Annotated in this window: 13 protein-coding genes and 1 rRNA gene; 8 read left to right on the top strand and 6 right to left on the bottom strand. The window is 33.9% G+C overall.

Features of this window, described 5'->3' with window-relative positions; genetic code table 11:
- Positions 1-12 precede the first annotated feature (12 nt).
- The 8 genes from H3Z85_10305 to H3Z85_10270 all read left to right on the top strand — a co-directional run bounded on the left by H3Z85_10305 (position 13) and on the right by H3Z85_10270 (position 5,286).
- Positions 13-783 carry a hypothetical protein gene (locus H3Z85_10305; GenBank protein ID QPQ53667.1) on the top strand — a complete coding sequence of 257 codons (771 nt, stop codon included), beginning with the start codon at positions 13-15 and terminating at the stop codon, positions 781-783.
- A 144-nt stretch (positions 784-927) separates the two neighbouring features.
- On the top strand, positions 928-1,290 hold the full coding sequence (locus H3Z85_10300; protein ID QPQ53666.1) for a hypothetical protein: 363 nt from the start codon (positions 928-930) through the stop codon (positions 1,288-1,290).
- Positions 1,291-1,323: 33 nt separating this feature from the next.
- A complete protein-coding gene (locus H3Z85_10295) occupies positions 1,324-1,821 on the top strand; it encodes a hypothetical protein (protein QPQ53665.1) in 498 nt (165 codons plus the stop codon).
- A 371-nt stretch (positions 1,822-2,192) separates the two neighbouring features.
- Positions 2,193-2,609, top strand: a complete 417-nt coding sequence (locus H3Z85_10290) for a hypothetical protein (GenBank protein ID QPQ53664.1) — start codon at positions 2,193-2,195, stop codon at positions 2,607-2,609.
- A gap of 157 nt (positions 2,610-2,766) precedes the next feature.
- Entirely contained in the window at positions 2,767-3,051 is a 285-nt protein-coding gene (locus H3Z85_10285; protein ID QPQ53663.1) for a hypothetical protein, read from the top strand.
- An 8-nt stretch (positions 3,052-3,059) separates the two neighbouring features.
- Positions 3,060-3,371: a hypothetical protein gene (locus H3Z85_10280; GenBank protein QPQ53662.1), complete on the top strand. Its 312-nt coding sequence runs from the start codon at positions 3,060-3,062 to the stop codon at positions 3,369-3,371.
- Between the two features lie 244 nt (positions 3,372-3,615).
- Positions 3,616-3,909, top strand: coding sequence for a hypothetical protein (locus tag H3Z85_10275; GenBank protein ID QPQ53661.1), 294 nt, complete (start codon positions 3,616-3,618; stop codon positions 3,907-3,909).
- Positions 3,910-3,996: 87 nt separating this feature from the next.
- Positions 3,997-5,286: an MFS transporter gene (locus H3Z85_10270; GenBank protein QPQ53660.1), complete on the top strand. Its 1,290-nt coding sequence runs from the start codon at positions 3,997-3,999 to the stop codon at positions 5,284-5,286.
- On the opposite strand, the gene H3Z85_10265 is transcribed toward H3Z85_10270, so the two are convergent.
- The 6 genes from H3Z85_10265 to rrf form a co-directional block, all read right to left on the bottom strand.
- Positions 5,177-5,860 (bottom strand): ferritin, encoded by a 684-nt coding sequence (locus H3Z85_10265; GenBank protein QPQ53659.1) that lies wholly within the window; start codon positions 5,858-5,860, stop codon positions 5,177-5,179. The two genes, H3Z85_10270 and H3Z85_10265, sit on opposite strands and share 110 nt — an antisense overlap.
- A 127-nt stretch (positions 5,861-5,987) precedes the next feature.
- Positions 5,988-6,434 carry a hypothetical protein gene (locus tag H3Z85_10260; GenBank protein ID QPQ53658.1) on the bottom strand — a complete coding sequence of 149 codons (447 nt, stop codon included), beginning with the start codon at positions 6,432-6,434 and terminating at the stop codon, positions 5,988-5,990.
- A 177-nt stretch (positions 6,435-6,611) separates the two neighbouring features.
- A complete protein-coding gene (locus tag H3Z85_10255) occupies positions 6,612-7,619 on the bottom strand; it encodes a hypothetical protein (GenBank protein QPQ53657.1) in 1,008 nt (335 codons plus the stop codon).
- Between the two features lie 139 nt (positions 7,620-7,758).
- Positions 7,759-10,410: a 4-alpha-glucanotransferase gene (locus H3Z85_10250; GenBank protein QPQ53656.1), complete on the bottom strand. Its 2,652-nt coding sequence runs from the start codon at positions 10,408-10,410 to the stop codon at positions 7,759-7,761.
- 127 nt (positions 10,411-10,537) lie between these two features.
- Positions 10,538-11,701, bottom strand: a complete 1,164-nt coding sequence (locus tag H3Z85_10245) for a T9SS type A sorting domain-containing protein (GenBank protein QPQ53655.1) — start codon at positions 11,699-11,701, stop codon at positions 10,538-10,540.
- Positions 11,702-12,022: 321 nt separating this feature from the next.
- A 5S ribosomal RNA gene (rrf, locus tag H3Z85_10240) occupies positions 12,023-12,130 on the bottom strand.
- Positions 12,131-12,219 lie beyond the last annotated feature (89 nt).

Below are 12,219 nucleotides of genomic sequence, written 5' to 3'. Positions count from 1 at the left end.
TAATTAATAGTTATGAAAAAAACAATAACAATATTTATCACACTCTTTTTATTATCATGTCAAGGGCAAAAAAAAGAGGAAGATAATAGTATCAAAATAGAAAAAGAAGCATTAAAATCTGAGACTTCAGGTCAAGCAATTACTACAGAAAATCTCACTCAATTAACCAAAATTAATTGTGGCCAAGAAAATTCTGAATCTTCTAATTACAGTTTAAATTGTAAAAATTTTAATATTTCAAATACAACGATTGAAGGAAGTGACAAAAATAGATATGAACTTATTACTTTTGTTTTTAATGATATAGAAAAAGCTATTATAAGGAAAATTAATAATGAAGACTTAGAAACCTCGGTACCTACAGTCTACTTTTCAGATGCATCTAAAAACTATGTAATATTCTTTCCAATAAATGGTGATAATCATTTTGGATGGAAATTATATCTATATAAAAATAAAGTTTTATATCCCCTGGGACAAAGAGTTATGTATTGGAAACCTGAGTACGAAGAATCAACTGTTAATTACTCGGATATACTAAAAATTTATGAATCAGGAGAAAGTATTTTAATAGAGATTCCAGATAAATATATTATCAAAAATGATAATGATTATAAAAACTATCCAAACTATTCTGAAGGAAAATATTATGAGAAAGGAGACAAGTTATACTACGAGTTTTCCACATCAAATATAGAATATTACAAAAAGTATAAAAATGGGCTTTTTGAAGGTGATTATAATAAAATGATCAATAATAAAATCATTGATTTGATAAAATAAACGTACATAAACAACAGTATTTTTTGAAATGAAAAGCCTAATTATCATCTGCATTTTAAGCTTGTTTTCTTGTGAAAAAGCACAAGAGCACAAAACAACCATTTCAAAAAAGTTGGCTCCAGTAAGACATTATCAGAAGATTCATTGGTTTCACCTGGATCACATATCGATAAATCTCAAAAGGCAAATGACATTATTTGGCAGGGCAACTATCATTTTGAAGCATCCAATAGAGATGAGGCAAAAACAAGTTTCAATATTGTTATAAAGTCCTTAGATAATATTTCAGTCAATATAAATGATGATGGGAGTAAAGAGAGTTATTCTAATGTCAAAGCTGAACTTATTAATAACGACAAAATAAAAATCATCTATAATTCTTCATTTCAACATGATATGGGCACAATTTATATTGAAAAATCAGACAATGAATATTATATTTCAGGAAACCCTGTTTACTTTATCAATCCTGGAAATAATGAAATGCCTTTACAAAAGATAAAATAATAGATTCTATCTTAATTTAATAAAGTACGTAGTTTGGTAGCAAAACACCTCCACATATCACTTTTATTATTTCTGGCTTTCTCATGTAAAGATGCCAAAACATCTGTTACTCAAGTTATCAACGCTGATACTGTTACTTCAAGACAAAAAACTCCGTCTTCATTACACACCATCGCAATTAATAAAAAATGGTACGGTATTTATAAAGTTCGATTTAATTATGGAAAAATTGGAGGAATGAATGCCGGGTGGGATTTAGAGATCAATATAACTGGTGAAAATAGTATAGCGTCAGGCAATGGTTATCAAATTGGATTTAAAGATGAGCTAACGGCAACAGAAGAAGGAAATAAATTGATATTAAAACATAAAAAAAATCTTGATGGCTATACTCTTGGAAAAAATATGGATCCACAGTTCATTTTAATAGAAGACAACGGAAATTTTTATGTTCAGTCTGAATGGATAGATTCTGATATCATTACAAAACCACAAAAAGATGGATTTAAAATAATAAAAACCATCTTATAAATAAAGCACCTTACCCAAATACAAATAATGAAATTAAATGTTTTAATAGCTTCAGTCTATTTATTTTTATTCAGTTGCAAAACTCACGAAGAAAATAAAAAGTATACAATCAAAGAATCGGCTACCGAGAATATTAAATCACTTGATTCTAAATTTCAAGGTGAATTTTCATCCACAGTAGAAACTGAAGAAACAACTTCAGTATAAATCAGATAAAATAAATGGTGATTCAATGCTAATTAAATCAATTGTAAAAACAGAATGTGAATATGTTGAAGATTATAAAGATATTTCCAAATGGATAAAATGGAAAAATAATAATTGTAAACTTATAAAATTCAGTTTTTGTTATTAGAGTAAAAATAGTACTAATGAAAAAATTTTTATTTATATTTCTCCTTTCAATGAGTGCATTTACATTCGCTCAAGAGCAATTACCCCCATCATGGTTTGGAAATTATTCATTAGATTTTTCCACAAAAAGGAGCTATGCGCCAACAATGTATTGGGAACATCAATTTACCATATCGAAAAACTCTTGTAGTTATGAAGGTTCAGGATTTCAATTCTATCTTAAATATAAATGTTCTGTAAAAGAGAATAAAGACACTCTTTTTATTTACGCTTTGGATCATCAAGACGGCTATGAGACTTATGATAAAGGGCAGCTAATTATGAAATTGTATAAGTGGAAAAATAATTATTACACACAAACAACACAATTAAAACCAGAAGAAGCTGAAAATAGAATGTCCAAATATGGCTATAATGTAAAAAAAAGCAAGTAATACATTATTTCTATCAATTGAAATTAAGATGAAAGAATCAAATTAATATATCGATTATTGTATAAATAATATTTATTTTTTTTATATAGCTCCAAAACCGTAGAGTCTACCCGATTATAATAATAGAGTAAACTCTAATATCTCTATACATGAGATAATGGAGAAAAACAAATCTAATCCACAAGAAGTCACTGATCATTTAATTTTCACCAAAGATAGAAACAATACACTTCAAATTAATACAGAAATCCTAAGCTATATACAAAAAAACACAACTGCTCAACAAAACCAATATACTTTAGCGTTGGAAAAATATGTCACTCAAGAAATTATTAAATTTTATGATGATAAAAATAGTCCTTGGACAGAAGAAGAACTTATTAAAATAATAGCTTTTGCTGCTAATACTACTGATCCGTTAAATATCCTTCCTATGACGTAAATTCAAGCTTGACAGACTATTTAAAAACTAAGAGTTATGATGGAGAAAGCTATAAAGCTTTTGTCCTCCGTTCCGATGATCAGTTTCAATATCTGGTTGTTGATATGTCCAGAGGAGATTCAGATTATTTTATTTTAATCACTACTCAAAATAATAATATTATCGACTATAAAGAAATAGGTTCTATTGGTGATGAAAACCCTGTTACTTTTAAAATATTTCCTGATTTCACTGTTGAAAAGTATAAAGGGAATACAGAAGATGCTACTGCATTTGAAAAATTTAAAATTGATCAGAAGGGAAAAATTATAAAACTTTAATATATAAATTATAACAGATGCATAGAGCGATCTTGTTCATACTTGCTTTTATTGTTCTGGGCTGTAAACAGAAAGATACTTTAACAGGTGTAAAAAAGAACGTAATGGTGAAGATTCTCATTATGTCATTTGGAAGTTTGCCCCAAACAATTTACATACGGACTACAAGGATTTTACCCTATACATCAGTGAAGATTCCATTAAAATTCTCAACTCAGGAAAACTCGTTTGTTCTGGAGAAATTGTGAAAGAAAAAAATACGTTTGCAAACTACTTCAAAAGCTCTAAAACAGGCAGCGAAAAAAAAGAATTATTAAAAAAAGATTTTGGAATCAAAGACACCGACGATTTATTGGTTGTCATGAATGCTGATGGAGATATTTCAAAAAAGGGTTGTCAGTTTCCTTTTAATGATATGTTTATCGTAGATGGGTATTTATTTTTTTACAAGAATGGCTATCATGCTTTTATGACAGATAATAAGATAGAAAATAATTTCACACCAAAAAATACGGCATTGCATCAGGAATCAAATTAATTTCAATAAACATTTCTGAACAAACTCATGATTTTCATATTTTGTATATCTTAGATTAAATTATACAGATACCAAATTAATATGGAGATGCCCACTTTTACCCGGCCGAGGCAATTAAACAAACATGATATCAGAACATTGATCCTGTCTTCTTTTGGAGGAATGTTGGAGTTTTATGATTTTGTAGTCTTTATTTTTTTCGCAAAAATCATCGGAGAACATTTCTTCCCGCCTACCTTAGATTCTTTCTGGGCATCCATGAATACTTACGGTACATTTGCTGCAGGTTTTTTTGTACGGCCGGTCGGAGGAATGATCATGGCACATTTTGGTGATCTTTTCGGGAGAAAGAAAATGTTTTTCCTATCCATTGTACTGATGGTATTTCCAACGTTGGCCATAGGCTTTTTACCAACCTATCAACAAATCGGATATTTTGCGCCTATATTGCTTCTGGTGGTACGGATTTTACAAGGCTTTGCTATAGGAGGCGAAATTCCTGCAGCCTGGGTATTTGTCGCTGAACATGTACCGGGTAACCGGGTCGGATTAGCAGATTCGATGATAACGGCGAGCCTTTCGATGGGAGTATTACTGGGTTCTGCCATTACCCTTTACATCAATACCTCCTTTTCAGCAGAAGAAATTTTCAACGGAGCCTGGAGGTATCCTTTCATCCTGGGAGGTTTATTTGGTATCATTACCATCTTCCTCCGCAGGTATCTCAAGGAAACCCCGGTTTTTATTGAAATGAAGGAAAAGAAAACGTTAAGCGAGAAAATCCCATTGCAAAAGATCTTTCAGTCTCATCTTCCGGATATCAGTTTTTCCCTTCTGCTCACCTGGATTTTTACAGGTTGTTCTATCCTTCTCACCCTGATGATCCCCAATTTGATGAGTGATTTCTTTAGTATTCCAAGGAAAGATGCCATCACCATGCAAAGCTATACATTGATCAGCATTAGCCTGGGAGCCGTATTGGGAGGAATGATGTGCGACAGAAAAGGAGCAGGCAGAATGTTGATGCTCTGGAGTACCTGTTTCGGGATTTGCAGCTGGTTCTTCCTCCAGAAACTGATCCATATGAAACCGGAAGGATTATCAATATTATACGCCACAACAGGTTTATTTGCCGGAGGAGTTTTAGGATGCATTCCATACATTATGATTCACAGATTTCCTGCGTCGGTGCGGATTTCCGGAATTTCGTTTTCCTACAATTTAGGGCAGGCCATTTTTGGAGGTATTACTCCGATGATCATCATTCTCATGGCAAAAGATTATCCTCAGGGAATCTTGTTTTATGTTTTGTTTCTTGCTGTTCTGGGAATTTATTTGGGCTGGCGTACACTCGTAAAAAATAAGAAAAAAATATAATCTCAATAAAAAAGCCGCTATTCAATGATAACGGCTTTTTATATTTTCTGAAAGATTGTTTAATCTTAAGCAGTTGTGTTCGGAGTAAATACTCTTTGTGATAATTCCTGATCAAAAGATATAATGCCGACGGATTATCGCATACCATTTTAATCTTCGTTACATACTGAGAAGCACTTGCCTCCTCTTCTACCTGTTCGTTGATAAACCATTGCAGGAAAGATGTTGTCGCAAAATCTCCTTCCTCATTAGCATTCTTCACAATGTTGAAAATGCTTTTCGTTACAATTTTCTCGTGTGCCAGAGCTTTCTCGAAAATATCCGTTGCGCTGTCGAACTCATGTGGCGGTTTTGCAATTTCTCCGATAATGATTTCTCCTCCTACATCATTCAAATAATCGAACATTTTATCTGCATGCATTAATTCTTCTTTGCTTTGTACTCTGAAGTAGTTGGCAATTCCGTCAAGATCTTTCCCTGAAAACCAGGCAGACATTGAAAGATAATATTGAGCAGCATATTGTTCGTGAGCTATTTGTTCATTAATTAATTTTGCAATTTTTTCGCTAACCATAAGTATTAAATTTATAGTCAAAAATAGGGAATATATGCCCGACATCAAAGGTTTTACTTAAAATTAATACAAAAAGGATGGAACATTTTCCATCCTTACCACATTCAAAAATTGAAATTATGAACTCTTATTTTGGTTCAACAGCTCCTGTAGTCATTGGCTTTTTCATCATTCTTCTTTCTTTCATTGCCATCTTTCTTTTCTCCATTTTAGCATCTCTGTCAGCCTGCCATTTATCAAACTGTTGAGGAGTAAGAATTTTTTTCATATCAGCATCCATCTGTGCTCTTTTGACCTTCATTGCTTCCATCTTAGCCTGTCTGTCGACCTTAGTTTTTTCAAACTCGGCTTTCATTTCAGCTTTTCTTTTGTCCTTAAGGGCTTTTATCTGGTCAACCTGAGACTGATTAAGGTTAAGATCTTTTTGCATTTGTGCTAAATGTTCCTGTTCTTTTTGATGCATTTTCTGCTGCATCTCTGCTCTCCTTGCTTCCCTATCCTGTGGAGTAGTTTGTTGTGCCATTGCAAAACTTCCCATTCCTATAAACGCTATTGCTAAAACTAATTTTTTCATTTTTAAAAATTTAATTAATTGTTATATACCTTTTTGATTAACAATTAAAACCTAAGTTAAATTAACGCATTCATAAATAATGTTAAATTTTAACTAAAATAAATTAAAAATAAACACAAAAAAGGACAGATTTATAAAAACCTGTCCTTCACACCACTTAAATATAATATATGAAAATTAATTCCTAACTAAACTCCCTCGAAATCCTCCGTTATTACCACGGTTTTCCTGTCTTGGAGCTGAATGTTCTGATCGTCCTCTGAATCCTCCTCCTTCATTTCCACGGAATCCGCCGTTATCCTGTCTTTTGGGGGCTTCCCTTCTTACTTCATTATTTTCTCTGAAACCGCCACCATTTCTAAAACCTCCATTATTGCCAGCATTTCCTTTAAATCCTCTATTGTCCGAGTTGTCTCTGAATCCTCCGCTATGGTTTGAATTTCCTTTGAACCCTCCATTATTATTAGAGTTATCCCTGAAACCACCGGTATTATTATTTCTTGTTCCTACATTATCATTCCTGAAACCGCCTGAATTGTTGCTTCCATCTCTTACCGGCCCACGGAATCCGTTGTCTCTTCTGATAATATCAAACGTAGGATTATCCATTCTGCGGAATCTTGACCTGTCCATCCTGTAGATGTTGATATTTACATTTCGATATCTTGGCATTACAGCATATCTCGGAACATAATAGGTCCTTCTGTAATTCTGGAAATAAACGACAGGATTCATCCCTCTGTAATAATCGTTTCTGAAAACTACAAAAACCCTTGGTCCTAAAATCCTTTCCAGTGCATAAAATCTATCATAATACCATCTGTCCGGATTATATCTGTAAAAATTATCCCACGCTGCGAAACTCGCATATAGATTATTCAATCTGATAATCTGATCAATCTGCCAGCGGCTTAATCTGTTCTGTACAAAGAAACCATTCCAGTTGATATTGACAATACTATTTCTGTAATCGTTATAGTAATTCTGGTAGTAATCACTTGGATAATAGTCCTGAGGATAATTGTAATAATAATCATCAGGAAAATAGCTTCTGTCATCTTCATTGCTATAATAGCCTCCATCATTCTGATAATAACCATCATCTCCCCAACCATTGTTAGGATACTGCTGAGCGGACGTCAAGACGCCTAACCCGAAAGCTAATCCTAAAAATATTTTTTTCATCTCTATAGTTGTTAATTGGTTAATATATAGCAGAATATCTCAATTCTATCTTTTTGATAAAAATAAAAAAAAGAAGTTAAATCAAAAGATCAAACTTCTTTTAAATTATTTACAATCAACTGATAATCAATAATAAAAATTATGACCTTCCACTATCTTTCACCCAAAAAGCAATTTTTTCATTGAAAGCTTGTTTTTGCTTTAGATCTTCCAGCTTTATATGCATTCTGTATCGCCAATAATGTGGAAAAACTGCCGGATTATTAATTCTTTCATCATCAATATTTTTATTGGCAAGCGTAACGTCTGTGGCGAGGAATTCCTGAATCGGGAAAATAGCCAGCATCGCTTCATTATAGAGATGTTGCTTCATAATGATTTCTGCGAGCTCCGGGCTCAATTCAGCGGGAGCTTTTCCATACTGAATGAGCTGTTGGTTAAAATATCTTTGGGTGAGGGTAAGATCTTCTTTCCACCACTGTCTCAATGTGGAACTGTCGTGGGAAGAGGCTGTAACCACATTCATGTAATTTGCATATTTGGGGTTATAAAACGGAATATTTTCCGAAGGCATACGTTGAACTTTCAGGGCAATGATTCCCAATTCATCCATTACAACAGGAACGCAGGCAGGTACCATTCCCAAATCTTCACCGCAGATGAGCATTTTCGTAGCATTCAGGATGACAGGTAACTTTTCCATAGCTTTCTCATACCACAGATGATCCTGTCTTCTAAAGAAATAATCATGGTACAGATCATAAATACTTTTCTGCTCCGGTTCCGGCAAATATTGATAAGATTCTGTATTAAATACATTAAATCTCGGATGATACACCGTCTCCCCTTTTCTTTGCTCTACAAGGAACAAAACATTAGCACAGAGCGAAATTAACTGTTCCTCAAGTGAACCTCGTGGGTTTTTTATGAAAAACTCGGCAAGTTTTCTTTGGGTATCAAATTCTTTTTTAAAGGAATAAGTTCCATCACCGTTATCATTGATAAACTCCAATGCTTTTTCACTGTCCTCGCCAAAATAATCCCATAAAATCTTATTGTTGATAAATGGTTGACAATATCTCTCCACATTAAAAGGAATCTGCCACGCTTTAAATTCCTCCAGAACAATAGGAACTGCCGGGTAAAAATAGCCTAATATTCCCTGAACTGCAGAAATGGGCATTCTCCAGATCCTGAAAAACCCAAGAATATGATCAATTCTCATGGCATCAAAATATTGCTCCAATGCTTTGAACCTGTTTTTCCACCATCGGTAATCATCAGCCTTCATAGCTTCCCAATTATACGTTGGAAATTCCCAATTTTGCCCCAGTTCAGTAAACTGGTCTGGTGGAGCTCCCGCCTGGAAATCCATACCGAACAATTCAGGTTCTGTCCAGGCTTCTACTGAATATCTGTAAATACCGATCGGCAAATCTCCTTTTAACGAAATCCCCAGTTGATGAGCATAATCTACAGCATCTTTTAGCTGACAATGCAACTCATACTGTACCCAGGCATGAAGCATTGAGGCATCATAATCTTTAGACTTTGTGGTAAAAAACTGGGAGACCTTTCCTGCAATATATTTTTTATGTGTTTTCCACTCGTTGAAATTGGGGGTTTTATATTTATCCCTTAAAACACAAAATGCTGCGTATGGAACCAACCAATGTTCGTTATCTTTGATAAACTTTTTAAAGTTCCGATCTTTATAAATTTTATCTTTTTCGGTATTGAAAACAGCTTTAAGGTATTTCCATTTACCGGATATCATTTTTTCGTAATCAATCAGAGTAAGAGCATTTAATTGTTGTTTCTCAACACCATAGCCTTCAACTAACTCTTTCGGTAATGGGAATTCAAGCTTCTCCAATGAAATATATTGTGGATGTAAGGCGTAGACAGATACAGCGGCATAAGGGTAAGAATCGGTCCATGAATAATTGGCCGTCGTATCATTAATAGGCAAGATCTGAATAATACCGAGATTGGTATTTTTTGCCCAATCTGCCAGCTTTTTAATATCTGCAAATTCCCCGACTCCAAAACCTTCTTCGCTTCTCAGGGAAAATACAGGAACTGCAACTCCTGCATCATGATACATCTGATACCCTTTAAATCTAAAGTAATGATTAGAAACAATCTGCAGCACATCCGGCAACAGATTCGCAACCGTTAAACGGTTTCCGCCTGTTTCAACATCAATAACTCTATTTTCACTGATACTGTAAAGACAATATTTAAATTCTATCGGCTCATTTTCAGGAATATCAACAGAAACTTCCCAAACCCCAAAATCTGTCTGAGACAGATGAACAACTTTTCCATAATCCCAGCCTCCCAAAGACGGTGTGTTTCCAAATAAAACAATTTTCCAGTCCGGATTATAAATGGGAGCTTCAATTCTGAATAGATGCGTGTGCTTCTTTAAAATTGCTGCTTTTTCAGGAATAAAATCATGAAGCTTATTGTAAAGAATCTTATTGTTTAAATAATTCTCAGGAAAGTTTTTATTATTCCATTCATCAAAAATGATGAACTCCTTATAATTGTGCGGAAAAGAAAGCTGATGCTTAACAAATTCGTCTCGCAAAGTATTTCCCTTATGATCTACAACCCTGTAATGATAAGAAATCACCTTTGAAAAATAATCAACCTCACATCTCCATAAATCATTTTCTGCACAAAACATCGTATGGGCCTTAGCAGCAAATCCTTCATCACCAATGATCAGCTCCAGACTCTCTCCAGCTTTTACAATATATCCTACATTAAAATATAGCTTCATCTATAATTTTTTTTAAAATTACATTTTAATATCGAAAAATAAAACTTATTGTCTATCAAATAATCATTAAAAAACCTTCTCAAATATTTTGAAAAGGTCTTATATACTTCAAGTTAGGAGCTATCATTTATTCTGTGACAAGAATCTTTTTATTAAGCAAAACTTTTCCTGACTCATCATTAATACTTGCAATATAGGCACCCGTCAGAAGACCTTTGAGATCTATCTTCCGGTGTGTAGAACTATCTTTTACAGAAATATTCTGTGACATCACATTTTTACCCGACATATCAAAAATATTCAGCTTCATATTTCCCCTTACATTTTGACCGCCGGCTACAGTGATAGTATGTTCGGTAACCCTTGTTGGATAAATGTCAAGATTTTTAGCTAATACATCAGCTGAAGCCTTTTTATCATTAGCGAAATATTTACTGGCCAAATCATAAATATGCAGATTATCTTCTCCCGGAAGCTGCTTTGCCTGTAATGTAGACAGATCAACTTCATACATGGGCGCACCCTTAGCACTGGCGATAACTACTTTTCCCTGTGCATTCACAGCAGAACCATTTACAGAGTAATTATCAGGCACTCCTGCAATTTTACCTATGAATTTAGCCTTCATCTCCTTAGCAGAGACTTTAAAAACGTTTCCGGAAGCCGCAAAAACGTAGAAATTATGATCGGCGTCAGCAATCATATCTCCTCCAAAGCCTGTCTGCATTTCAGTAAAAGAATTCCTGCCATTAGAAGCATCATCTTTTACAATTCCCAAATCATTCACTACATATTGTCCTCCTTTTTTACTTATCTGTAAAAATTGAGTCCCTGCATTATTAAGCGCATAAATATTTCCATCATATCCTGTCGTCATCCTGGTTATATGGGAATTGATATCACATGACGATACTTTTCCTATATTATTATCAATAAGTGTAATCTCCTTTGTTTGGGGGTTAAAAACATAAATATTAGAAGAAAACATCGGCATATAGACAAGGTTATTGTTGGAAGGGTCATATGCCAGGGCTGCCATTGTAACCGCCTGAGAATTGTTGTAAGAATTTTTATCTTCTGTAATTATACCTTTTCTGGCCTGAGAAAATACCTGCACAGGAGAATCTGCCATAAAAATCTTTTCTCCTGGGGTACCATTCGTTACATCCAACGTACGAATATCATTGAAATTAATACTCTGGGTATCTTTTCCTGTAATTGCAAAAAGATCCTGGGCGTACACATTCGTTCCAGCTGCCAACAATAAGAGAGGGAATAAAAGTTTTTTCATAATATATAATTTAGATTTGTAATTATTTTGGATATCACTAAGTTACATAATTTTCAAAATAAAAAGCAAAAATAAATAGATCATATAACAAATCCGTGTATTCTCTACTATTAATACAGATACATAATAAAGAATACGATCTATAAATAAGTTGAAAATTGAGAATTGAGAGTTGAAAATGATCAATCAGGAATGATCTAGTGGATTAGGGCCTATAGGCTATAGCCTGTAACCTGTAAGCTATAATCTGTAACCTGCTTAGGTATAAAGCAAAAAAAGTCTCATACATTGCTGTATGAGACTTTTTAAAAATAAAATAAAAACTGGCGGCGGCCTACTCTCCCGCGTTAGCAGTACCATCGGCGCTGGTGGGCTTAACTTCTGTGTTCGGAATGGGAACAGGTGAGCCCCACCGCTAAAACCACCCTAAAGGTTGTATATAAGATGTCAGTGGTAAGACTTCAGATGTCAGACCAATGCCTGAGATCTGAGAGATCATCTCTGATATCTGTTTTAAG

The sequence above is a fragment of the Chryseobacterium indologenes genome (assembly GCA_016025055.1).
GTDB classification, from domain to species: Bacteria; Bacteroidota; Bacteroidia; order Flavobacteriales; family Weeksellaceae; genus Chryseobacterium; species Chryseobacterium indologenes.
Note: the sequence above shows the minus strand (reverse complement) of the source record. Positions and strands in the feature narration are given on the sequence as shown.

Excerpts from the sequence above, each read along its gene's own strand:
- H3Z85_10305 (QPQ53667.1), top strand. The coding sequence starts at position 13 with ATGAAAAAAACAATAACAATATTTATCACACTCTTTTTATTATCATGT.
- H3Z85_10290 (QPQ53664.1), top strand. The coding sequence starts at position 2,193 with ATGAAAAAATTTTTATTTATATTTCTCCTTTCAATGAGTGCATTTACA.
- H3Z85_10285 (QPQ53663.1), top strand. The coding sequence starts at position 2,767 with ATGGAGAAAAACAAATCTAATCCACAAGAAGTCACTGATCATTTAATT.
- H3Z85_10270 (QPQ53660.1), top strand. The coding sequence starts at position 3,997 with ATGCCCACTTTTACCCGGCCGAGGCAATTAAACAAACATGATATCAGA.
- H3Z85_10265 (QPQ53659.1), bottom strand. The coding sequence starts at position 5,860 with ATGGTTAGCGAAAAAATTGCAAAATTAATTAATGAACAAATAGCTCAC.
- H3Z85_10260 (QPQ53658.1), bottom strand. The coding sequence starts at position 6,434 with ATGAAAAAATTAGTTTTAGCAATAGCGTTTATAGGAATGGGAAGTTTT.
- H3Z85_10255 (QPQ53657.1), bottom strand. The coding sequence starts at position 7,619 with ATGAAAAAAATATTTTTAGGATTAGCTTTCGGGTTAGGCGTCTTGACG.
- H3Z85_10250 (QPQ53656.1), bottom strand. The coding sequence starts at position 10,410 with ATGAAGCTATATTTTAATGTAGGATATATTGTAAAAGCTGGAGAGAGT.
- H3Z85_10245 (QPQ53655.1), bottom strand. The coding sequence starts at position 11,701 with ATGAAAAAACTTTTATTCCCTCTCTTATTGTTGGCAGCTGGAACGAAT.